A 23792-nucleotide genomic window follows, 5' to 3' on the forward strand; every position below is an offset into this window, starting at 1 on the left:
ATTCTACTTCTTTTTGTTAATAAAATGATTAGACAATACTAATGAAGCACCGATGACAAGTACAAAATAGGCTACATCTTTAAAATCAATAAGGCCTCTTGTAAAGCCTAAGAAATGCTGATAAAAGCCAATATTCTGAAGGATAAAATCTGCGCCTCCCAATAGTTTATAACTTGCCAGCTGTTCGATTCCAAAATACATAATGAAGCACATGAAAACACCCAGCAGATAAGCCATAATCTGATTCTGTGATAATGAAGATGCTAAAATTCCTACGGCTGAAAATGCTGCGATTAAAATAATCAAACCAATGTAACTTCCGAAGGTCATTCCAAGATCAATATTTCCTGCTGGCACTCCCAACACGTATACCGTATAAAGGTAAATCAATGAAGGAATAAGGCATAAAATTCCAACGATCCATACAGAAAGGAATTTTCCGGTTACTAGTTCTGAAACTCTTAACGGCTGCGAGAAAAGCCAGTTTAAGGTACCGGTTTGCTGTTCTTCTGCAAAAGTTTTCATGGAAAGTGCCGGAATGATAAACATCAACAGCCATGGAACCAATACAAAATAGCTCTGCAACGAGGCCATTCCGATCTCAAAAATATTAGAATCGTTGTCGAAAAAGAACAGGAAAAGGGTTGCTATCAAACTGAAAGCAGCGATGATCACCCATGCACTCCAGTTTCCAAAGTAACTCCAAAGTTCTTTCTTTAAAATTGCAATCATAGTTTTTTTGTAAGATGTAAAAAGGATGAATGTTTCAAAACATACGCCCTACTCTACAATTATTTGTTTTTTTTATTTTTATTTTTATTAACCAGTTTAACGGTCATCATGATCAGAAATACAAGAACGAAAAATCCTGTGATTAATTGCCACCAGTATTCAATCACCATCGATTTTAAAATGACGGTAAATACCACCAGAAACAGAATGAATGTTGCAATTTCATTCGCCTGTCTCAGTTTGATATTGGCAATAGGCAGTGTATCTCCATGTAGTTCTTTTAAATGAAGAACTTTTTTCCAGCACCAGTAATGATAAATGGCAAGCCCGATAAGGAAAGTCAATTTCAAATGAAACCACGGCATTTTCATCAGCCCGGTATTTAAAAAGATCATGACCAATCCGCATACTGCCATGATTACTCCGGCAGGAACTGTGATAATATTCCACAGTCTTCTGGCCATAAAAGTGTACTGCTCTCTCAGAATTTTCTTTTTTTCTTCAGAAAATTCATCGGTGTCTTTATAATAAACGAAAATCCTCACGAGATAAAAAATTCCCGCAAAGTAGCTTACCATAAAAATAATGTGCAGCGCTTTGATTATTGTGTAAAGCATTCAGAAAAAATTAACAGCAAAGATAAGCTTATTATATAATTGTTAAAAATAATTTTCTTTTGATCAAGAAAATATAAGTAAAAATAGATTTATATAAAAAATAGTTCGGCTCGGGGTAGCAAAGCTGCCCGAGCCGAACATTATATTTTCATTATTGTAACCAATTTAACGATTAAGAGATCACTCCTAATTCTTTTCCAACCTTTTCAAAAGCAGCAATGGCTTTATCCAAATGTTCTCTTGTGTGAGCCGCAGATAACTGTACTCTGATTCTCGCTTTTCCTTTTGGTACTACAGGATAGAAGAATCCGATTACGTAGATTCCTTCATCCATAAGCTTTTCAGCCATTTTCTGAGAAAGAGGTGCATCATAAAGCATTACCGGAACAATTGCAGCATCTCCTTCAGGAATATCAAAGCCTTTCGCTTTCATTTCCGTTCTGAAATATTCTGCATTTTCCATTACTTTATCACGAAGAGAAGTATCATCAGAGATCATATCCAATACTTTCAAAGCAGCTCCTACAATTCCCGGGGCTAAAGAGTTAGAGAACAGATAAGGTCTTGAACGCTGTCTCAACATATCAATGATCTCCTTCTTACCGGAAGTAAAACCTCCTAAAGCACCTCCTAAAGCTTTTCCTAAAGTAGAAGTGATGATATCTACTCTACCCATTACTTCATTAGCTTCATGAGTTCCACGGCCTGTTTTCCCAATGAAACCTGTAGCGTGGGAATCATCTACCATTACCAAAGCATCATATTTGTCTGCAAGGTCACAAACACCTTTTAAATCTGCAACAATACCGTCCATTGAGAATACTCCGTCTGTTACAATAATTTTGAAACGGTGATTTTTTTCAGAAGCTGCAATCAGTTGCGCTTCCAGATCAGCCATATTATTGTTTTTATATCTGTATCTCGCAGCTTTACAAAGACGAACACCATCAATGATTGATGCATGGTTCAGTTCATCTGAAATAATAGCATCTTCTTCTGTAAATAATGGTTCGAAAACTCCTCCGTTTGCATCAAATGCAGCAGCATAAAGGATGGTATCTTCAAGACCTAAGAAATCAGCAATTTTTTTCTCCAGATCTTTGTGAATATCCTGTGTTCCACAGATGAAACGTACAGAAGACATTCCATACCCGTGAGACTGAATCATCTCCTGAGAAGCTTTCATCACTTCCGGATTGTTGGATAATCCCAGATAATTGTTCGCACAGAAGTTCAAAAGCTTTTTCCCGTTCGCTTCTATTTCTGCACTCTGCTGAGACGTGATGATTCTTTCTCTTTTGTAAAGTCCGTCATTCTCAATATTCTGAAGTTCGTTCTGTAAATGTTGAAGGTATTTTTCAGAGATCATTTTTAGTAATTTTTTAGATGTGCTAATTTACTAAAAAGGCATTAAAATAAAACCTTTTATAAGCTTAATTCTAAAAAATCAATTCAGGAATCAGTTTTAACACTATTAGTCTATAAATTTAGTAGGATAATATTTATATTTGTTTAAATTTTTAATGCATGAGATTAAAGCCGGTACAAAAAATAAAGACAATCAGTTCAGAAACCTTTATCAACAGCCATATGAAGCCGAGAGTTCCCATTATTCTTGAAAACTTTATCCATCCGGAAAGTCCAGCTTTCAAAAAGTGGAACTATGAATACTTCAAGGAAATTGCAGGAGATCACAGGGTGAATATATATGGCAGTGAGCTTGATTCCCTGGACAGAGTAGCCAGTGATCCTATAGCTCAGTCTACTTTTTCAGAATACCTTGATCTGATACAGTCTACCCCAACTGAACACAGACTTTTCTTATTTAATCTCTTAAAAATAAAACCCGAACTTAAGAATGATCTTATTTACAATGATGTGACCCATGGTAAAATACTAAAATGGCTGCCTTTTATGTTTTTTGGAGGCGAAGGTTCTGTCACCAGAAACCATATTGATATCGACATGTCGCACGTTTTCATTACACAGTTTCAGGGAATCAAAAGGATTTGGCTCTTCCCGTGGGAACAGTCTGATTTTATGTATAAACTGCCTTATAACTTCCACAGCCTGGCTCAGATCAAAAACCCTGACTACCGAAAATATCCGGCTCTTCTTTATTTAAATGGCTACGAAGCCATCATTCATCCCGGAGAAACCCTTTATATTCCTTCCGGATGGTGGCATTATATTCAATATGATACAGAAGGATATTCTATATCGGTAAGAGCACTTCCATCAAGTTCTCTCGAAAAATGGAGGGGTTTTAAAAACCTGGTCATCACCAGGCATTTTGATAATCTTATGCGTAAAATATTCAAAGAAAAATGGTTCTCTTACAAGGTCAGGCTAGCCAGAAAAAGAGGAGCCAGAGCAGCCAGAAAACAAAGAAGCTTTCAAATTTGAAAGCTTCTTTGTTTTGTTATATTGATTTCGAAAAAGTAAGGATTCCTACTTTAGTCTCTTCCTTGTTACTGTTTGATAAATTTAATACTCTTTTCGTCAATAGTAATAACATAAGCTCCGGGAATCAATTCTGAAATTCCAATTGCTTTGCCGGGCTGATAGGTTCCTTTTCCTACCAGTTTTCCATCGATAGCATGAATCGTAAAATCCACAGCTCTGTTAATTCCTTTCAGATTAATTTCATTTTTTGCGGGGTTCGGATATAAGCCAAAACCTTCCTTCTCAACGGAAGAAACACTTAAAGTATTATCCTGAGTAACCGTAGAGTTTTTCTCAATAATCTGATATTCATAATTAAACTGAACACTTGCAATAGGGAATGTTACCGACTGCAAAAAGCTTTGGTTATTGGATGTATTATTAAGAACAAAGTAAGCCGTCTGCCCCGAAGTTCCTGTCACTTTAATAGGTAAAGGCATTTCAAAAAAACTAACTGTAGGACTGCTTTGCGTCTGGGAAACTTTAAACAAAGCCTGATTACCGCCCTGCATCCATTTGATAGTATAAGTAGGATATCCTTCTCCATATACCCAGTCATTAAAAAATTCTGTAAAATCTGTTCCGGTAGACTGAAGCAAAGAAGCATTAAAATCAGCTGTACGCACATAGTTGTATGCCAGATTTGGTCTTGCATGATAGTCTTTAAGTGCCTGATAAAATGCAGCATCTCCTAAAATCCACTTCAGCATTCTCAGCACATATCCTCCTTTGGAATAGGATAATCTGCTGTCAAATATTCTGTTGATGCTTGAAAGTCCGTTATCCGGTACATATACACTTCCTGTTGTACTTGCAGTAATGTAATTGGATTGCCCCTGTAGATAATTCAGAAATTCGCTATTGGTCATAAGCAGTTTTTCATTGGCAAGGTGTTCACCAAAAGTTGCAAAACCTTCATTCAGCCAGATATCATTCCAGGCACCACAAGTTACTTTGTCTCCAAACCACTGGTGAGTAAGCTCATGGGCAATCAGCTGCTTGCTCCATCCACCCATGGAAGACATCGTCTGATGCTCCATTCCTCCACCATACATGAATTCCATGTGTCCGTATTTTTCATTACGGAAAGGATAAGCCCCAAAATAGGTTTCAAAAGTACCCATGACCTGCTTCGTCCATTGAATATTATTCAGACTGGTCTGGTTTGAATTCGTGGACGGATAAATATAGTTGACAAAAGGAAACGGAGGATTTCCGATGGTATCTGTAAGCTTCACAAAATTAGTAATGGACAATGCAATCAGATACGCTGGTGTAGGATACATTGTTCTCCAGAAAGTAAGCTTTGTAGATCCTGTAGGAAATGTTTCAGACATCAGTTTTCCATTGGCTGCCACACTGTAATTGGATGGCGTAGTAATTTTAAAATCAAATCTTTCGATCTTATCATTTAAGCTTTGTTTGGTAGGAAACCAATCCTGTGCACCGTAAGGTTCATTCAACGTAGAAAGAACCGGAGTTCCGCTCTGAAGAGCAGTTTTGAAAGCATCATTAGCTGTAGAGGGTGCTCCTGCATAATAGATGGTAAGAGAATCCAGTGTATTGGCCGGAATAGAAGCCGGAAAATCAATCTTAAGTTCTTTGGAAGGAAGCTGCTGGAAACTTGTAATATTGGTTCCGTGATATTTCACCTGAGAAACCGTTAAGGAGTTGGAAAGATCGAAATAAATACTTCCCATACTTTGTGTTGGTTTAAAATGAGAAGTCACTGATCCGGAGATATTATATACCGCAGGATCCAGGCTAACATCCATTCTTTGATACTGTAAATCGTAATTGAGTGTATTGGGATTGATATTCCCGATATTCATTTTTTGAGTAAAGGATTTTTTCTCTTTTTCGATCAATCCTTTCATATCCGTATTTTGCCGTTGCTTCTGGCTATAGAATTGCTGGGATAATAAAAATCCCAACACCAAAAGGTACAATTTTGTCATGTTTAGAAAAATTTAATCAAATATAAAAAAAAACCTTTTAATCAATGATTAAAAGGCTGTTATAATATATAAAATAAAAAATTTTTAAAGATCCAATGCAGGTTCAAGAATTTTCTCCATCCTTTTCTTCACCATATCTACAGATCCTGAATAGTTATTTACCATTAAAGAAAACACTAATGTTTTCCCGGAATTTGTTTTCAGATATCCTGCTAATGTTTTTACTTTATTTAAAGTTCCTGTTTTAGCAAAAACCTGTCCGTTCCCTCCTACATTAAACATTCTTTTTAGTGTTCCGGATTGTCCTCCGATTGGCAGAGAAGTCAGATAAGATCTGTAATATTTCTGATCCATTAAAGAAGTAAGAAACTTCACCTGAGAAATTGGGGTTACATTATTACTTCTTGAAAGCCCACTTCCATCGATATAATTAAGACCAATCATATCAAATCCTGCCTCTTTCAAGTGATTAGTTACTACAATTTTCCCTGATTCTGAAGTCTGGTCACCCATTCTCTGATATCCTACCGTTCTAAGCAAAGCTTCTGCCAATGAGTTATCACTGTGCTGATTGGTATAATAAATAATATCATTCAAAGTAGGTGATTTATACGCTGAAAGCATTTTTCTTCCTTCCGGAGCTGCATCTGTCATTTTCGGGGTTACTTTTCCGGTAACAGAAATTCCGCTTTTTACCAATGTTGTTCTGAAAGAATTGGCAAGGTAAGCCGGAGCATCAGGAAGTTTGGTTGTTAAAGTGCCGTTTCCTTCATATTTATCAGCATATACCATCTGATGATTATAAGGAGAAACATAGAAAAACTTCTTTTCTGTAGAGAAACCTCCTTTTTTAACAATCAGTTTTTCGTTGGCCGGATTGATATCGCGGGTACTTCCTACCGGCAAATAGTAATTATTGTTTTCCAACCATACAACATTTTCCGGAAGCACTGAAATATTGCCTTTGAAAAGCGCTGTCTGAATGATAATATCACCATTTACCTTTTTAATTCCCTCTCTTGAAACTCCGCCTACGAAATCTGAAATAATATCTCTATAAGAGGCAGCTCCTGCTTTGTTTGTTCCCAAAGACGGGTCACCACTTCCTATCACATAAAGATTTCCATTCAAAACTCCATTTTCATCTATAGTTCCTGAGTACTCCAGTTGCGTCATCCAACGGTAGTTTTCCCCCAGCATATTTAATGCGGTTTCCGTTGTAAGGAGCTTTGTTGTAGAAGCAGGTACTAAAGGAGTATTTTCATTGTACGAAGAGATTACCTTCTTCGTTTTCGGATCGTACACTACGAATCCCCAGGTTGCATTTTTCAGCACAGGGTCCGCCATCATTGTGTTTACATTAATGTCTACCAGTTCTTTTGCTGACAAAACAGTTTTCTCCACCATCGTACTTACGGGTGATGGCAGGTTTAAACTGCTTTTCTGATTGTCATAATTCTGAGAATAAAGAACGGTAGAAACGGTAGATTGAGCCAGGAAAAGACCAGAAGCCAACACCGCCGCACTTGAAATATATTTTCTGAAATTTACCATCTATCTTCTTTTTGTTCTATAGTTTTGACTCTATAAAAAATGACAGGTTAAATCATCCAATAAAAGAGCCAAACACTTAATCAACGTCCAAAAGTAGAAATTATTGTCATATAACGGACCACCGACCTGTTATAAAAGAGTGTAAAGTTTGTTAAAAATTGTTAAAAATCTACAAAAACATCTTTTTTAATGCTTTGATAAGCAGTGATTTCATCAAATTCTTTCAAACTAATCAAAACCATGTTTTTAAATTTCTCATAGTTTTTTCCACGGGGAAGCTTAAGCATAATCTGGAACTGATACAGATTATTGAGCTTTGCAATCTGAGCTCTTTCCGGACCTAACACACAATCTTCCGGAAGGTATTTTCTGAGGATTGAACCCAGAAACTGAGACGCCCGATCTACTTTATCTTCCCTTCTGTGCTTCATTTCAATCATAATCAGCTTGGTAAATGGCGGATAATGAAATTTCTGACGTTCTGTAAGGATATATTTATAGATTTTCGCAGGATTGTTCATCTTGATCAGCTGAAATACAGAATGATCAGGATTAAAGGTCTGAATAAGGATCCTCCCTTTTCCGGAAACCCTTCCCGCTCTTCCTGAAACCTGGGTGATCAATTGGTAAGCTCTTTCTTCTGCTCTGAAATCCTGTACATATAATAAGGAATCCGCTTTAGGAATAGTAACCAGTTCAATATGATCAAAATCCAGCCCTTTGGAAATCATCTGTGTTCCTACAATGATATCTGTTTCTCCATCTTCAATCTTCTCATAAAGCTTTTCGTAGGCAAATTTTTTACGCATAGAATCTACATCCATTCTGTCTACTTCATTTTCAGGAAACAGTTGGGTAACTTCCTCATGGATTTGTTCTACTCCAACTCCTCTTTCATTCAGCTTTTCAGAATTGCATTTCGGGCAGGTTCTCGGTTTTGAGGCTCTTTGTCCGCAATAATGACACTTCATTTCATTAGCCGCTTTGTGATAAGTCATTACCACATCACAATTGGAACAATAATTTACGTAACCACAGCTCTCGCATTCTATGACATTTGAATAGCCACGACGATTGTGCAGGACGATCGCCTGATTCTTTTCATCTACAGTTTTCTTGATCTCTTCAATAAGCTTCAGGGAGAAATTTCCTGAAACCTTTTTTGATTCCAGAGCTTCTTTAAAGTTGATCAGTTCATATTCCGGCAGATTGACATTCCCGAATCTTTCATTCAGGAAAACATATTTCATTTTATCTTTCCGGGCTCTGTAATAACTTTCAACAGAAGGTGTTGCAGAGCCTAAAATCACTCCTGCATTGTAAAATCCGCCTAAAACCAATGATGCATCCTTAGCATTAAAATAAGGAGAAACTTCTCTTGGTCTGTACGCAGAATCATGCTCTTCATCCACAACAATGAGCCCAAGGTTCTGATAAGGTAAAAACAGAGCATTACGGGTTCCTATCAGAATACGGATATCATTCTGCCTGATTCTTCGCCACACTTCTACTCTTTCAAAATCAGTCAGTTTCTGGTGATAAAAACCAAGTTGTCGGCCATATTTTTTTTCTAATCTCTGGGTAATCTGTTTGGTGAGAGAAATTTCAGGAAGCAAGAACAGAACATTTTTTCCGTCACGTATGCATTCATCAATTTTCTCTAAATAAATATGAGTTTTCCCTGAGGAAGTCACTCCGTGAAGCAAAACATTCTTCCCTTCTTCAAACGCTTCATCAATCTCAGATTTTGCTGTTTTCTGCTGTTCTGAAAGTTCTTCGAGTTCTTCAATTTCTCCTTCATAGCTTTCAATTCTGTCTTTCTGCATGTAATATTCCTCCACAAGACCTTTATCTGCCAAAGGTTTGAAGTGAGAGCTTCCGAAATAACCATCTTCAAACAGTTCCGATTTTTTAATAGGAACATTCGGATTTTCTGTCTGCTTTTCCAAAATAAGAAGGAAAAGATCTTTCTGTTTTTGAGCCCTGTTCAGCTTTAAAAGAATGTCTGTAAGATTCTGATTGGCCAAAACCTCATCATTGATTCTTACATAAGCAACTTCCTTCGCTTTATACTTTTCAGCAACTTTCTCATCAATCTCAATGTACTGAAGGTCAATCAATGAATTGATTGTTTTAATAATATCCTTTTTAGGAATAAAAGCTTCAATATCCGTGAGATTAATCAGCTGTCGTACTTCCAGTGACTGAATCAGGTACATTTCGTTGACATCCAGATTTTCAAAATCTACAACGACTCCTGGTTTTAATTTTAAATAGGTTTCACTCTCCAGTTTTAATGAAGAAGGAAATGAAAACCTGTAGATTTCTCCCAGACTGCACATGTAATATTCCGATAGCCAATTCCAGAAATCAATCTGCTCTTGAGGCATAATGGGTTTATCATCCAACATGCTGATGACTTCCTTTGCTACAAAGTTTTCCGGTGCGTTATCATGAAGCTCAAATACAATTCCCGTATAAATCTTCTTTCCGCCAAAAGGTACCAGAACACGCATTCCAGGTTGGATTTCAGACATCATTTCTTCAGGAACTTTATAGGTAAAAGATCCTTTCAGGTTCAGGGGTAAAACAATTTGAGCGTATTGCAAGGGAAATATTTAAAGTGTAAAATTAGATTTTTCCTGAGAGAACTGCAACTTTACAGTAGTTCTTTCGCACTATTTAACAGTGCCAGCAACCCTTGTCAGAAAAAATTCAATAGGAACGGACTTTAGTCCGTTTAATTAATCATCAAAATCTCAATCGGCTTTAGCCAAAACATGGTCTAAACGCAATGTTTGCAAAGATATGATGAATCGTTTTAATTCGTTCGCAAGGGCGTTCCACTCAGCAAAGGTATTCTTACAAAATAACAAAGAATGCACATAAAGCGTTGTTAAAAAACCGGCCTTATTAATAAATGATGACTAATCATTAAAAAAGCAGTTCAGTCATCTCATACCAAAATGCAGAAGTAAAAAATCCGACAATAATACTGACTCCAATGATCAGGTTGGTGAGTTTTGTATTCAGCCTGAACTGTTCTGCAATGATGCTTGAAGTAACAAGTGTAGGCATAGCCGCTTCAAAAACAGTAATTTTTGCCACATCTCCTTTTATTCCCAATAACAAAGCCATTCCCAACACAATTGCAGGGGCAAGAATCAATTTATAAAGCATCGACATTGACATCTGAGGAATCAGTTTTTTCCATCCATTGAATTTCAGCTGTAATCCCACTGAAAACAAAGCTAATGGGCTTACCGTAGCGGCTAATTTATCAAAAAACGGTTCTGCAACAGTAAAATCTATAAACTGCGACAATACCAAGGCGGAAATACAACCTATTAACGGAGGAAATGTCACCAGTCTTTTTAAAATAAATAAGGCACTTACTTTTCCTGATTTGCTTCCTCCTTTTACGGCAGCAATAATTCCGAGTGTGGAAAGGGCAAAAAACATGGTCTGATCGCAGATAATCGCAATACTCAATAACCCTTCCCCATAAAAAGCACTGATTAACGGGAATCCTATAAATGAAGTATTGCTGTAACCGCTTGCCAGTTCTAAAGTACTTCTGGACCGCCTGGAATACCCTCTGCTTTTGCTGTACAACATCATAAAGAAGAAACAGAACACAGAAATTAAAAATGTGGCTGCAATGGGAAACAGCATTTCTGTCGTCCATTTTACTTTAGGCAGATATTTAAACGAAACTGCCGGAAGAGCAAGATAAAGAATCCAGGTGTTGATACCTTTATGGGCATCGGGGTGGATAGATTTTGTTGCTTTGAATATCATTCCTGCAATGATACACACTGCAATCAGAACAAAATTTACCATAACTATAAGAAATATAGTGCAAATTTACGGCTGATTTTTGAGTTGGAAGGGTAAAATTTATATTTTTTTAGGTATAAAGCATGTCAAGGTTTAAAACCTTGACATGCTTTGGCTACTTCAGAACGTTAAAAAAATTAATTCTTTATCACATCCCAAAGACTCATCACTTCAACGTCTTGCAAAGGTTTTGAAAGAGTGATTCTTTTGGAGGTTCCCGGTAACAGGTCAAAGAAATTATCACTGAAGTGAGTATCTCCGATAAGGTAAACATCTTTTGCCAAGATGTCCGTTGATATTTCAATTTCGGTGGGTGAAATTTTTCTGATTGTAATCTCCGGTTTTGAAAGTTTTAAATCTTTTGGCTTATTAAAGAAGAAGTGTTTTTCAAATTTCGAATCCTTATCAGAACTTATTTTTAAAACAACTCCGGATAAATCAAACTGAGCGAGTTCTGATTTACTGATGCTTCTAATTTTCTTACTTACATCAGCATTAATATCATCTGACTGAGTGGATTTCCAAAGTGTTTTTCCTTTAAAATCAATCAATTCAAATTTTGTATTAAGCTTTAGTGTATTCATCAAATCACTGATCAGATAAACATCATAGCTTTTATCGGTCTCAGCTATTGATACCAACACAGGTTCAAAACTTCTTTTTGCCTGATAATGGAAGGCTTTCCAGTTTCCAAGATAATCAATGGAAGACCATGAAACCACTGGCCAGCAATCGTTGAGCTGCCAATACAACGTTCCCATATTGTAAGGTTTTGCGCGGCGGTGAGCTTCAATGGCAATCTGCATTCCTCTTGCCTGCAAAAGCTGTGAAACATAATTATATTGTACAAAATCCGTGGGAATCTTATAATCACGCTTCAGATATTCATTAATAATATCCCAGCCTCTTGCATGTTTTTCATGAGCTTTAATTGTTGGATTTTGAAGGTTCAACTCCGGAGTTCCTGAAAACATAGATTTTGTGGTTTCAAGGCTGGGTGTGCCCTGAAAACCATATTCCGACATGAAACGTCCTACTTTCTCGTTGTAAATCTCAAAGGGCTGTTCACCCCACCAAACACCCCAATAATGGGAATCTCCTTCTGTAAGGCTTTCTTTATGTCCCCAACCGATGGATGGAGAGCTTGGCCAATATATATTTTTATCTGATTTCAGGTTTTCTGACAATGCATTGGGAATGACATCATGGAACAACTTTTTATAGTCTTTCCAAACCTGCAATGAGTCGTCTTTTGAATATTTAAACTGTTTCTGATATCCCCAGTTGACTATAGCCTCATCAATTTCATTATTTCCACACCACAAAGCAATTGAAGGATGGTTCTGAAGTCTGTTGACCTGATCTTTTACTTCCTCTTTTACATTATTTAAAAAAGCTTCATCTGCCGGATAAAAACTTCCTGCAAACATAAAATCCTGCCATACTAAAATTCCGTTTTCATCACAGGCTTTGTAAAACTCATCATCTTCATAGATCCCTCCTCCCCAGATACGGATCATATTCATATTGGCATCTTTGGTATCTTTGATCAGCTTCTGATATTTTTCTTTGGTCATTCTTGGTGAAAAACTGTCTCCGGGAATCCAGTTGGTTCCTTTGATATACAATGGCTGCCCATTCACTTTAAAGTAGAATGACTTTCCTTTTTCATCTTTTTCCTGGACCAATTCTACCGTTCTTAGGCCTATCCTGATATTTTTACCATCAATATTTTTCTGATCCTTAGAAAGTTTTACTTCGAAATCATAGAGGTTAGCTTCCCCACGGCCGTTAGGCTGCCAAAGCTTCATTCCTTTCGTTTCATAAGGAACCGAAATTGTATTGATTCCTTTTTTTAAAGATATTTTTTGGTGGATTTTATTAAGATCTAATGTATAATCACCCGCATTTTCAGCATAAATTTCTACATCAAAACGTAAATCATTAATAGCTTTAGAAGTTGTGTTCTGAATGTCTTTAACGGTAATAATTTTGGCATTATTCCAGAATTCCAATTGAACATCTTTCCATATTCCTGCAGTAACGAGCCTTGGTCCCCAATCCCATCCAAACTGATATTGTGCTTTTCTCACAAAGCTTCTTGGTGATTCCGGCATGGTAAACGGAACTTTTTTAGCCAGTTCTTTTCCGGTATTTACGGCAGATTGAAACTTTACCTGTACGATATTATTACCTGCTTTCAGATATTTTTTCACAGGAATATTCCACTTCCTGAACATATTATCTGTTTTCTTTAAGAGCTTACCGTTAAGATAAATTTCAGAAAATGTATCCAGTCCATTAAACACCAAATCAATATTATCATTTTTCAGTTCCTGAGATGAAATCATAAATTGAGTCTGATAATCCCAATCTTCATTTTCCACCCATTGTACTTTCTTTTCATTTTCATCTTTAAAAGGATCCGGAATAATCTTGTTACTGATTAAATCCAGATGCACTGTTCCCGGAACTTTTGCGGGAAGCCAGTTTTGATCTTTTGAATTTCTGAACTGCCAGTTTTCAGAAGACAAATTTCTTTGGGAAAACTGTGCAGAAAGGATATTCTGCGTGAAAAGGAAAGCAAAAAGGATCGTTCTATTCATCAATAAATTTGTTTTGTATCATTACAATACCAGTGATTTTGTCATTCCGAGGAACGAAGGAATCTCTATCTTATTAATTTAGATTCCCGCTACGCCTGGAATGACAAGCTGAGCGTATATCATTTATTATTTACTCTTCAAAGCAACTACTTCATCCGGATTAGCAAAAGCTCCTCCATCAGTAATGGCTGAAGAATGGAAGTAACCGGCTTTTGTAGATGCTCTAATTCCTTCAATATTGGATGAACGAAGTCCGCCTCCAACAAGTATTTCTATTCTTCCATCGGAGAGCTCAACCAGTTTCTTAAGATTTTCTTTTCCTTCAGATACATTAGGTTTCTGGCCGGAAGTAAGAATGGTAGAAAAACCACATTCAATTACTTTTTCTAAAGAGTCTTCAAGACTTGCAGCACGGTCAAAAGCACGGTGAAAAGTACATGGAAGCGGGGATGCCAATGCTACCAAAGCTTTATTCTGCTCCACATTCACCTCATCATTTTCATTCAGAATACCAAATACAAAACCATCTGCATGTAAAGATTTTAAATGAACCAGATCATTTTTCATCTGTTCAAATTCTGAATCCGAATAGGTAAAATCTCCTCCTCTGGGGCGGATCATCACAAAAATCGGGATCGTAATTTTTTCACGAAGCTGTTTCATGGTCTCAAAATCCGGAGTTGTTCCGCCTTCACTGAGACCATCACATAACTCTATTCTGTCTGCTCCGTTTTCAAAAGCGATTATTGCTGACTCAGGATTAAAACACGCTATTTCTATTTTTGACATTATATGGTATCTATTTAATTTTACTTTGGCTCATCCTGCAAAACATCTGCAATCAGAAAGGAACCGTTTTCTTTAACTACTTTTATTATTGATGAATATTTCGCCTTAAAACCATCATCTTTCAATACTATATGGAAAATATATTCATCTTTTGAAGAAGATTTTAACTCACAACTTTCGACTTCAATAGTATTCCAATCCTGTGCTGAGATTAAAAAACCAACACCAATTCCTGCTTTATTGGTATCAAACTTAGACTTCCATTTATCCTGAAATTCTTTTTCGGTAAGGCTTCCGTCTACATCCATCTCTACATTTGTGGCATCCGTTTTATAATCGAAATAGTCTTTGGTTGTGATCTTCTGCATATTCTTTTCTTCACTTCCGATATCAGCTTTGAAATAATCTACAATACTCTTCTTCAGCCAAGCCTGCGCTTCTTCAGATTTATTGGATTCATAATTCAAAACTACTTTTTCCTTTATCGGTTTCGGTTCGGCAGTTGTTTTCATCTCCTTCTTCTCTTCTTTGCATGCGATCATCAGAAAGAAGGAAGCGATAATTGTTCTTTTCATATTTTGTTGTATGTTTGGGCTAAAGCCAATAGGTGTCGTTGATTTGTTTAAATGAGCTAAATTCCTATTAATTTGCTGTTTTTTGTTGGAATAACGCAAAGGCACAAAGATTTTTCCTGTAGCATTCTTTTTGGGCGCAAGGATTTTATCTCCGATAAAATTTATTTATAACTCTGGTTATTTATTGCCTTTATTATACAATTATTTCAAAGCAAATTCCGGTGTTTCAAGGCGGTTACCTTTCTGGTCATATACCGCAAAGTTGAATCCGTCCTGAATACAGTAAGATCCATATTCTCCTTTTTTATTGATAGCGATAAAACCCACCTGGATATCTTTTAGATTTTTGTTTCTTCGCTGATTGATTTTTACAATCCTTTCCACGGCTTCTTTACAGGCTTCCTGCGGATTTCTGCCCTGTCTCATCAACTCCACTACAAGATGCGTTCCCACCGTTCTTATCACTTCTTCTCCATGCCCGGTTGCTGTAGCTGCTCCTACTTCGTTATCTACAAATAAACCCGCTCCGATAATTGGAGAATCTCCTACTCTGCCATGCATTTTGAAAGCCATTCCACTCGTTGTACAGGCTCCGGAAAGGTTTCCTTGCGCATCCAAAGCAATCATTCCTATAGTATCATGGTTTTCAATATTGGCGATAGGCTTATACTGACTGGTTTTTAACCATTCTTTCCATTCTTTTTCAGATTCCGGAGTCAGAAGATTTTCTTTTTTAAAACCCTGGGAAAGGGCAAACTGCAGTGCTCCATCTCCTACGAGCATAACATGTGGTGTTTTTTCCATTACCGCTCTGGCAACAGAAATTGGATTCTTAACATGTTCCAGACAGGCAACAGAGCCGATATTGTAATTTTCATCCATGATACAGGCATCCAGCGTGACTCTTCCATCTCTGTCCGGACGGCCTCCATAGCCTACACTTCTTTCCTTAGGATCTAATTCTACGAGACGAACTCCTTTCTCTACGGCATCCAAAGCTTTTCCTCCTTTTCCAAGGATTGTCCATGCTTCTTCATTTGCCTTTAATCCAAAATTCCATGTAGAGAGTACAATAGGTTTGTTGATGATTTTTTTATTTTCAGGCAGCTCCCCGGCCATAAGATCTAAAGGATTAATGGTAAGTGCTGCGGTGGCAATTCCCAGTTTTTTAATAAAACTTCTTCGGTTATTGTTCATTGTATGTAAGAATTATTTAATACAAAGCAAATATCTAAAAAAAATTCATTGAAAGTCTTATGCCTTTTTCACTATTTTTTCTTTGTTATTTTTTATTATTTTTATAATGGTTATTTTAATTAATATGTATGTTTAAAACCTTTAGAAAAATGGATTGCTTTAAGGAATTATCGGATGAAGAGATCCAGATCCTTACAAGCATAAGTACTCCAAAACTTCTTAGAAAAAAAGAAAAACTTTTAGAACCCGGTCAGCCATTTAACCATTTATTTATAATGACCAATGGTCTTCTGAGATTTTTCTTTGACGATGAAAACGGAGTTGAAATCAATACTTTCCTGCCCTCAGAAAAAGAGGTTGCCTTTATGGAGAGCCCGGAATCATATTCCCATGAAGGCACAAAAAAGTATACCATACAAGCTGTGATTGATTCTCAAATTATTCTTTTTAATAAAAGTGAATTTGAACAGATTGCATTTCAGCACAAAGGAATTTACAAGCTGTATTTAAAATCTTTAAAACAGATTATCAGCATTTTATCTGCACGAACAGAGCAATTTTGTAAGAGTTCGCCGCTTTCCCGCTATGAAGATTTTCTAAACAGCCACCCGTTCGTCTGTCAAAATGCAAACAGAAAGTATATTGCTAATTTTTTAGGGATCACTCCCAATTCTCTTTCCCGTATTACTGCCCGAGACAATAAAAAAAAGAATCAAGGAAAAAAATAACTTAAGAATATTTTTAAGTGTTTTGTTCAGTATAATTTTGTCCGGTCAAAAAACTTGTTCTTCATCAATAAAAAAACCAAATGAAAAAAAACACAATCATCTTCAAAGCATTTCATCTTATAGAATAGTCTTTACCTCTTAACAGGATTAATATATGATCTTCCGGATATTCATCACGGATTGAATCTGTATTTTCTTAAGTCAACATTTTATTACCATTTTATATTTATGCAAAGAATAATCACCATTCTCTGCCTGTTACTGACATGCAATTTTGTTCAGGCATCTACAGGCAATATTGAAGACAAAATAGCAGACGGGGCATCCTGGTTAATCTTACTGGTATTACCTATTGCCGGAATTTACCTTTTCTGGAAAGTTCACATTTATCCGGAAAAAGTAGCGGAGGAAAAAAATCATCCTCAGCTGAAAGCCATAAAAAGTATGTGCCTCCTTTCCCTTGTTTTTGGAGGCCTTTTATGGCCGGTAGCCTTAATCTGGGCCAACTATGAATACGGAAATCAGGATCCTCCTAAAAAAGAAACGGAAAACACAGATTTTACCGAAGAAGAAGTTAAACCCATTGAAAATTAAAAAACATGCTGGAATTACTAGTTGCAATATATGCCGGAATATGCTGGCTCCTTATTAAAAAATTAAAACTGATCCCGTGGACATTTACTACACAGGTAATCGTGTATTCATTGCCTATCTTCGGATCTATAGCTTTAATATTAAGTCTGAACTACTTCTGTCCTATTACTTCAGATGTAAAGGTTGTAAACCGAAGTGTGGATATTACCACTCAGGTTTTAGGAAAGGTAAAGAAAGTATATGTGAAGACCAACCAGGAAGTAAAAAAGGGAGATACTTTATTTGTAATTGACAGAGAGCCTTATCTACAGGAAATTAAATCACTGGAAGCTAAACTGAGCAGTATGAAAGCTACGGTACATTCTTATGATGCAGACATTTCGGCTTCCAGAAAAAATATTTCTGCCTTACAGTCACAGCTTGATCTTGCCAACAAAAGAGTAGCCCAATATCAGGAGCTTGTACAGGCAGGAGCCGCCAACAAATTTGATTTTGAACAGGCTGTAACCAATGCACGTGATCTGCAATCCAGAATCAGTGCAGCACAGTCGCAGCAGCAGTCTTTGGAAACAAAATCCAATGCCTCTTATGATGGTGAAAACTCATCTGTTTCTGAGATTCATGCCAAGCTGGACCAGGCAAAATGGAATCTTTCCCAAACCGTTGTTCTGGCTCCTACCGATGGCATAATTCCCAATGTTCAGCTGAATGAAGGAGCAATTATGGCGCCTTTCAAATCTGCATTTGTTCTGATTCAAAAGCAGCAGTCAGTCATTGGATTTTTTGCCCAGAACGAGCTGGAATCGGTAAAAAACGGAAATGAAGTAGAACTGGCACTTAAAACAGAACCGGGAAAAGTGGTGAAAGCCAGACTTGAATATGTAATTGATGCTACGAGTCAGGGGATCATGAATAACGCTGGAGGAATGCTGGGCGGAAACGGTTCTACAGCCGGACTTCCTGATACGGCAAGGCAACTACCCGAGACTGATGGAAAACTTATTGCCAAGTTTGTGCTGGAAGACAACCAGAAACACCTTACAGTGGGAGCAAGAGGAGCAGCAGTGATCTATTCTGATCATGTTAAACCTCTTCATCTTATCCGAAAAGTAATGGTACGTATCAACAGTAAAATCAACTTCCTGATCCCTAAACTTCATTAACATGTATAAAAAGTTAATTTTATTAAGCACACTTGCTGTAAGTTTAAGTTCGTGTATCGGTTATAAAGAAGCTACAAAGGAAAACATAGATGAGCTGAAAGAAAAGAGTGAAATTGCTTCTCATATACAAATTCCGGATGACTGGATCTTTGACAGAAAAGCGAATTCAAAATCAATTTCCTATGACTGGATCAATGATCTTAAAACTTCTCAACTTGAAGCCTTGATTAATGAAGGAATGTTGTATAATGCTGACCTGATTATTGCCCGGGAAAAGCTGAATCAGGTTGAATTGGCGATGGAAATTGCAGGAAGTGATTTGTATCCTAGCGTAAGTGCTGTTGCCAATACTTCCAATAATCTTGTTAGTGGCAGCCAGGTTCAGCGTCTTGCCTTAAAAGCCAATTGGGAAATTGATCTTTGGGGCAAAAATAAATCTTCACAGATGGCAAGTACCAGCAGTTACTTTTCTGCAAAACATCAGAACACCTTACTGCATCAGTCTATTGCAGGGATGATCGCCAAGGCTTATTTTCTGAATATTGCAGGAAACATCCAGGAAGATAAGATTGAAAGCTACATTAAGAAGACCAAAGACCTGGAAAAGCTTTATATTATTCAAAAGAAAATAGGAACGGCAAATGCGCTGGATATTTCCAATATCTCTGCAGAAATTATTTCTCTGCAAGGCTATCTTGAAAAGATTAAAAATGCCAATATGCAGTCCAGAAGATCCCTGGAACTTCTCACCGGGAAATATCCAGAGGGAAAACTGGCTACCCAAAACTCTTTTAACCCTATAAAAAGTAGTATTCCTGAATCTTTTCCTCTCGAACTTCTGGAGAACAGATCAGACATACAAGCCAGTCATTTTCAGATCGAAAAAGTTTTCTACGAAGTACAGGAGGCTAAAGCAGCAAGGCTTCCTTCCATAAGTATAAGTTCCTCACTTGGGAGTGCGGGAAGTAATGTGGAGGCTATTAATTCTTTATTTTCCAATCCTTTGTTAAAAGTGGGTGGAGGATTAGTTTCTCCGTTATTCAATGGTGGAAAGCTTAAAAAGAATGTGGAAATAAAAAACTCTCAGCAGAAACAGGTTGTTGAAGAATATTCAAAAGCGGTTCTGAATGCATTGAACGAAGTGGAATCTTCTTTAGCCAACCTCCGTTCTATTGAAAAACAGATGAATTATACTACTAATGCTGTCAATGAACTGAAAAACAACATTAATCTCACTGAGAAACAGATAAAGGTAGGTACCAACAACAGTTTTGTACTGATCCGTAAACAAAGAGACCTTTTGAAAAATGAAATGAACCTCATCAATCTGGAACTTCAGTACAGAATAGAGCGTATAAATCTTTATATGGCTTTAGGTGCGGAGAACTTCATTTATTCATAGTTTTATACTCGAAAGGACTGCAGATTATTTTCTGCAGTCTTTTTTTGTAAAGGATTAATGAGGCAACTGATCCCTGAAATATCCATACACCCATGTTCCGGCAACGGCACTCAACAAAGTAACGGATACGGCTAAAGCTCCTGTTCCGATCTGAGCAAAAAGAGGTCCGGGACAGGCTCCTGTAATTGCCCAGCCAAAACCAAATATCAATCCGCCGTAGATCTGGCCTTTATTAAACTTTTTTGGAGTAAGCGTAATGGGTTCACCATAGATTGTTTTTATCTTGAATTTTTTAATCAGCATTACTGAAATCATTCCTACCAAAACAGCACTTCCGATAATTCCGTACATATGGAAAGACTGCAGGCGGAACATTTCCTGTATCCTGAACCAGCTGATGACTTCTGCTTTCACAAAAATAATCCCAAAAATAATCCCAGCAGCAAGGTACTTCAGGTTATGATACCATTGATGAGTAAGGGTGCTTTCGTTCACACATACCATATCCCGATTGTGTCTATCTTTTTCTTTTATCATGATATAAACTTCTCTTTTAAAATTACAGTTATAGGGAAAGTATGACTGGCAGAATAATATTAGCCATTAAAAAACCACCGATCATAAAACAGATTGTAGCTACCAAAGAAGGCCATTGTAAGTTGGAAAGTCCCATGATGGCATGTCCGCTGGTACATCCTCCCGCATACCTTGTTCCAAAGCCTACCAAAAATCCACCTGCAACCATTATGAGAAATCCTTTCAGGGTCAGTAGGTTTTCAAAACTCATGAGCTGTACCGGAACCAGATGGCTGTAATCTGTAATTCCATAGCCTGCCAATTCTGTTTTCAGGTCTGGATTAACGGTTATTTCTGCGGGATTGAGTAAAAAGTTGGCAGCAATCATCCCTCCGAAGAAGATTCCCAGCACAAAAAATAAATTCCAGGCTTCTTTTTTCCAGTCGTATTTGAAAAAATTCACATTGGCAGGTATACAGGCTGCACAGATATGCCTCAGTGAGGAACTGATTCCAAAGGATTTATTTCCCATAATCAATAAGGCAGGAACGGTAAGTCCAATCAAAGGGCCGGCAATATACCACGGCCAGGGTTCTTTTATAATCTCTAGCATTGTTTATTTTTTAATCTAATGTATTTAAAATTTTAGTCTGACACACAAAATCGCTTTTAGGTATAGCGGTAGATACAATCGCTTTAAAGCCACCTTCAATTTCTGAAAAATTTCTGTATCCTCTTGCCTGAAGAATGCTCGCGGCCATCGTACTTCTGTAGCCGCTTCCACAGTGCATGTAGAAATGTTCCGACGGCTCTATCTTATGAATCCACTCGTTGATCAATGCCAAAGGTTTGCTGTAAGCTTCATGAATATGTTCTGCATTGTACTCACTTTCTTTTCTTATATCAATTATTTTTGCTTTTTGACCTTTTATTTCGGCTTCAAACTGCTCTGCAGAAATACGGTTTACAACATCTGTTTCTTTTCCACTCTTTTCCCATGCTTCAAAACCTCCTTCCAAAAATCCTAAAATATGATCAAATCCTACTCTGCTCAAGCGGGTTACAGCTTCTTCCTCTGTTCCTTTTTCAGCAATCAGAAGGATGGGTTGATTTACATTGGCAATCAAAGCGCCCACCCATGGGGCAAAATCTCCGTTCAATCCTATATTGACAGACTGTGGAATAAAACTTTTGGCAAATTCACCGTTGGGTCTTACATCTAAAATCAAAGCTCCGGAAGCCTCTGCAGTTTCTTCAAATTGTTCCGGAGTAAGAGCATGCAAACCTTTTGAAAGAACTTCATCAAAACTGCTGTATCCTTTTTTATTCATCATCACATTCATCCCGAAATACGCTGGCGGAGGTAAAAGTCCGTCAGTCACTTCTTTTATAAAACTCTGTCTGTCCTTTTGGTTCAAAGCATAGTTGGTTCTTTTTTGATTTCCCAATGTATCTACGGTTTCCTTCTGCATATTTTTACCGCATGCTGAACCTGCTCCATGCGCTGGATAGACAGTAATCTCATCCTGTAAAGGCAAAATTTTAGTGTATAAACTATCATATAAAAGCCCTGCCAGTTCTTCCTGAGTCATATGAGCACTTTTCTGTGCGAGATCTGGGCGTCCCACATCTCCAAGGAATAAGGTATCGCCACTAAAAAGGGCTTTTTCAATTCCATTTTCATCAATCAACAGGTAACATGAGCTTTCCAACGTGTGTCCCGGGGTATGAAGAACTTTGATTGTAATATTCCCTATTTCAAAGATTTGTTGATGTGCTGCTATTACAGCATCAAATTCAGGATTCGCTGTCGGTCCATATACAATTGGAGCGCCTGTTTTATGGCTTAAATCCAGATGTCCACTGACAAAATCAGCATGGAAATGAGTTTCAAAGATGTATTTCAGTTGTACTCCATCCTCTTTCAATCTGTTGATATAAGGCTGTGTTTCTCTTAACGGATCAATAATGGCGGCTTCTCCGGCTGAAGTGATATAGTAAGCACCTTGTGCAAGGCATCCTGTATAAATCTGTTCTATTTTCATTGTATTTATTTTTGATTGTGTTAACTGATACAAATCTCCAGCTTTCTTTTTTCCTCTACAGCTACTTTTGTTACATAAGAAAATTAAAGGAAGATTTCTTTCGTAATAATATAAATCCCCATCACCAGGATAAACCATCCAAATGCTGGTTTCAGTTTTTTACCCTCTATTTTTTTTGATAATTGTGAGCCGATTACAATTCCGATAATGGCAATAGCAGTGATAGAAACCAATAGTTTCCATTCTATTTTCACATGGTTTACTGAAGAAAAAAAACCGATCAGAGAATTGACGGAGATGATAACTAAAGAAGTTCCTATAGCCGTTTTTATTGGAATTTTCAGAAGATTTACCAATGCAGGAATAATCATAAAGCCGCCTCCGGCTCCCACCAATCCGGTTAAAATACCCACTATCGAACCTTGTCCTGCTGCAAGCAAAGCATTATTCTTATGCGTCGTATGATGTAAAGATTCTTTGGAAGTACTTTTTCTTATCATTTTATAAGAAGCAAGAATCATTAACCCTGCAAAAATCAAGAGTAAAAAGATATTTTTGGTAACGGTGAAATTCTGTATTTTGAATACCTCATCAGGAATTAGGGGAAGTAAATATATTCTGGTCAGAAAAATAGAAATAACAGACGGAATTCCGAATATCAATGCCATCTTAACATTGATTAATCCTTTTTTTAAATATGAAAAAGATCCTGCCAGACTGCTTATTCCCACAATAAAAAGTGAATACTCAGTTGCCAGAAAAACTTCGATACCAAAGAGATAAACGAGAACGGGGACGGTGAGAATACTTCCTCCTCCTCCGATTAAGCCTAGAGAAACCCCTATTAAAACGGCTGCTGCATATCCTATAATTTCCATTTTGCTATTCAAATAATTCTAAGGCAAAAATGGGAATGTGAAAGAAAATCTACAGCTACTTTTGTTACATAAGCGGATTTTTTAACACAAATAGGTTCACAAAGGACACAAAGAAGTTAGAGTAATTCCTCTTCTTTGAGATTGCTTCACCTT

General features: G+C 37.1%; 20 protein-coding genes. 5 read left to right on the forward strand and 15 right to left on the reverse strand.

Annotation, left to right across the window (positions count from 1 at the left end; translation table 11 throughout):
- Positions 1-3: 3 nt before the first annotated feature.
- From JOE44_RS08910 to kbl, 3 genes are all read right to left on the reverse strand, one after another.
- Positions 4-732, reverse strand: coding sequence for an ABC transporter permease (locus JOE44_RS08910; RefSeq protein ID WP_105683683.1), 729 nt, complete (start codon positions 730-732; stop codon positions 4-6).
- 59 nt (positions 733-791) lie between these two features.
- A complete protein-coding gene (locus JOE44_RS08915) occupies positions 792-1349 on the reverse strand; it encodes a CopD family protein (RefSeq protein WP_209785273.1) in 558 nt (185 codons plus the stop codon).
- Between the two features lie 172 nt (positions 1350-1521).
- Complete coding sequence (gene kbl / locus JOE44_RS08920) at positions 1522-2718, reverse strand: glycine C-acetyltransferase (protein WP_105683686.1); 1197 nt, start codon at positions 2716-2718, stop codon at positions 1522-1524.
- A 158-nt stretch (positions 2719-2876) separates the two neighbouring features.
- Here kbl and JOE44_RS08925 point away from each other — a divergent pair, with 158 nt between their 5' ends.
- Complete coding sequence (locus JOE44_RS08925; protein ID WP_209785274.1) at positions 2877-3755, forward strand: cupin-like domain-containing protein; 879 nt, start codon at positions 2877-2879, stop codon at positions 3753-3755.
- A 65-nt stretch (positions 3756-3820) separates the two neighbouring features.
- Here JOE44_RS08925 and JOE44_RS08930 read toward each other — a convergent pair whose 3' ends face one another.
- The 8 genes from JOE44_RS08930 to JOE44_RS08965 form a co-directional block, all read right to left on the reverse strand.
- Positions 3821-5752 (reverse strand): M1 family metallopeptidase, encoded by a 1932-nt coding sequence (locus tag JOE44_RS08930; protein WP_209785275.1) that lies wholly within the window; start codon positions 5750-5752, stop codon positions 3821-3823.
- A gap of 84 nt (positions 5753-5836) precedes the next feature.
- Positions 5837-7306, reverse strand: a complete 1470-nt coding sequence (dacB, locus tag JOE44_RS08935; protein ID WP_209785276.1) for a D-alanyl-D-alanine carboxypeptidase/D-alanyl-D-alanine-endopeptidase — start codon at positions 7304-7306, stop codon at positions 5837-5839.
- Positions 7307-7467: 161 nt separating this feature from the next.
- Positions 7468-9915, reverse strand: a complete 2448-nt coding sequence (priA, locus tag JOE44_RS08940; RefSeq protein WP_209785277.1) for a primosomal protein N' — start codon at positions 9913-9915, stop codon at positions 7468-7470.
- A 325-nt stretch (positions 9916-10240) separates the two neighbouring features.
- A complete protein-coding gene (locus JOE44_RS08945) occupies positions 10241-11149 on the reverse strand; it encodes an AEC family transporter (RefSeq protein ID WP_209785278.1) in 909 nt (302 codons plus the stop codon).
- Between the two features lie 134 nt (positions 11150-11283).
- Entirely contained in the window at positions 11284-13752 is a 2469-nt protein-coding gene (locus tag JOE44_RS08950) for a glycoside hydrolase family 2 protein (RefSeq protein WP_209785279.1), read from the reverse strand.
- A 126-nt stretch (positions 13753-13878) separates the two neighbouring features.
- Positions 13879-14541, reverse strand: coding sequence for a copper homeostasis protein CutC (locus tag JOE44_RS08955; RefSeq protein WP_209785280.1), 663 nt, complete (start codon positions 14539-14541; stop codon positions 13879-13881).
- 20 nt (positions 14542-14561) lie between these two features.
- On the reverse strand, positions 14562-15116 hold the full coding sequence (locus tag JOE44_RS08960) for a hypothetical protein (RefSeq protein ID WP_245169744.1): 555 nt from the start codon (positions 15114-15116) through the stop codon (positions 14562-14564).
- A 201-nt stretch (positions 15117-15317) separates the two neighbouring features.
- On the reverse strand, positions 15318-16313 hold the full coding sequence (locus JOE44_RS08965; RefSeq protein WP_209785281.1) for a N(4)-(beta-N-acetylglucosaminyl)-L-asparaginase: 996 nt from the start codon (positions 16311-16313) through the stop codon (positions 15318-15320).
- A 149-nt stretch (positions 16314-16462) separates the two neighbouring features.
- On the opposite strand from JOE44_RS08965, the gene JOE44_RS08970 reads away from it, so the two are divergent.
- The 4 genes from JOE44_RS08970 to JOE44_RS08985 all read left to right on the forward strand — a co-directional run bounded on the left by JOE44_RS08970 (position 16463) and on the right by JOE44_RS08985 (position 20200).
- A complete protein-coding gene (locus tag JOE44_RS08970) occupies positions 16463-17041 on the forward strand; it encodes a cyclic nucleotide-binding domain-containing protein (protein WP_245169745.1) in 579 nt (192 codons plus the stop codon).
- A gap of 228 nt (positions 17042-17269) precedes the next feature.
- Complete coding sequence (locus JOE44_RS08975; RefSeq protein WP_209785283.1) at positions 17270-17635, forward strand: DUF3302 domain-containing protein; 366 nt, start codon at positions 17270-17272, stop codon at positions 17633-17635.
- A 5-nt stretch (positions 17636-17640) separates the two neighbouring features.
- Positions 17641-18798: a biotin/lipoyl-binding protein gene (locus tag JOE44_RS08980; RefSeq protein ID WP_209785284.1), complete on the forward strand. Its 1158-nt coding sequence runs from the start codon at positions 17641-17643 to the stop codon at positions 18796-18798.
- 1 nt (position 18799) lies between these two features.
- The gene (locus tag JOE44_RS08985) at positions 18800-20200 is read left to right on the forward strand and encodes a TolC family protein (protein ID WP_209785285.1); all 1401 of its coding nucleotides are present in this window, start codon (positions 18800-18802) and stop codon (positions 20198-20200) included.
- 54 nt (positions 20201-20254) lie between these two features.
- On the opposite strand, the gene JOE44_RS08990 is transcribed toward JOE44_RS08985, so the two are convergent.
- The 4 genes from JOE44_RS08990 to JOE44_RS09005 all read right to left on the reverse strand — a co-directional run bounded on the left by JOE44_RS08990 (position 20255) and on the right by JOE44_RS09005 (position 23639).
- Entirely contained in the window at positions 20255-20704 is a 450-nt protein-coding gene (locus JOE44_RS08990; RefSeq protein WP_245169883.1) for a DUF6691 family protein, read from the reverse strand.
- A gap of 61 nt (positions 20705-20765) precedes the next feature.
- On the reverse strand, positions 20766-21329 hold the full coding sequence (locus JOE44_RS08995) for a YeeE/YedE thiosulfate transporter family protein (protein ID WP_209785287.1): 564 nt from the start codon (positions 21327-21329) through the stop codon (positions 20766-20768).
- A gap of 10 nt (positions 21330-21339) precedes the next feature.
- Positions 21340-22761 (reverse strand): MBL fold metallo-hydrolase, encoded by a 1422-nt coding sequence (locus tag JOE44_RS09000; protein ID WP_209785288.1) that lies wholly within the window; start codon positions 22759-22761, stop codon positions 21340-21342.
- A gap of 83 nt (positions 22762-22844) precedes the next feature.
- A complete protein-coding gene (locus JOE44_RS09005; RefSeq protein ID WP_209785289.1) occupies positions 22845-23639 on the reverse strand; it encodes a sulfite exporter TauE/SafE family protein in 795 nt (264 codons plus the stop codon).
- Positions 23640-23792: the final 153 nt, after the last annotated feature.

The organism is Chryseobacterium sp. PvR013 (assembly GCF_017833095.1).
GTDB lineage: Bacteria > Bacteroidota > Bacteroidia > Flavobacteriales > Weeksellaceae > Chryseobacterium > Chryseobacterium culicis_A.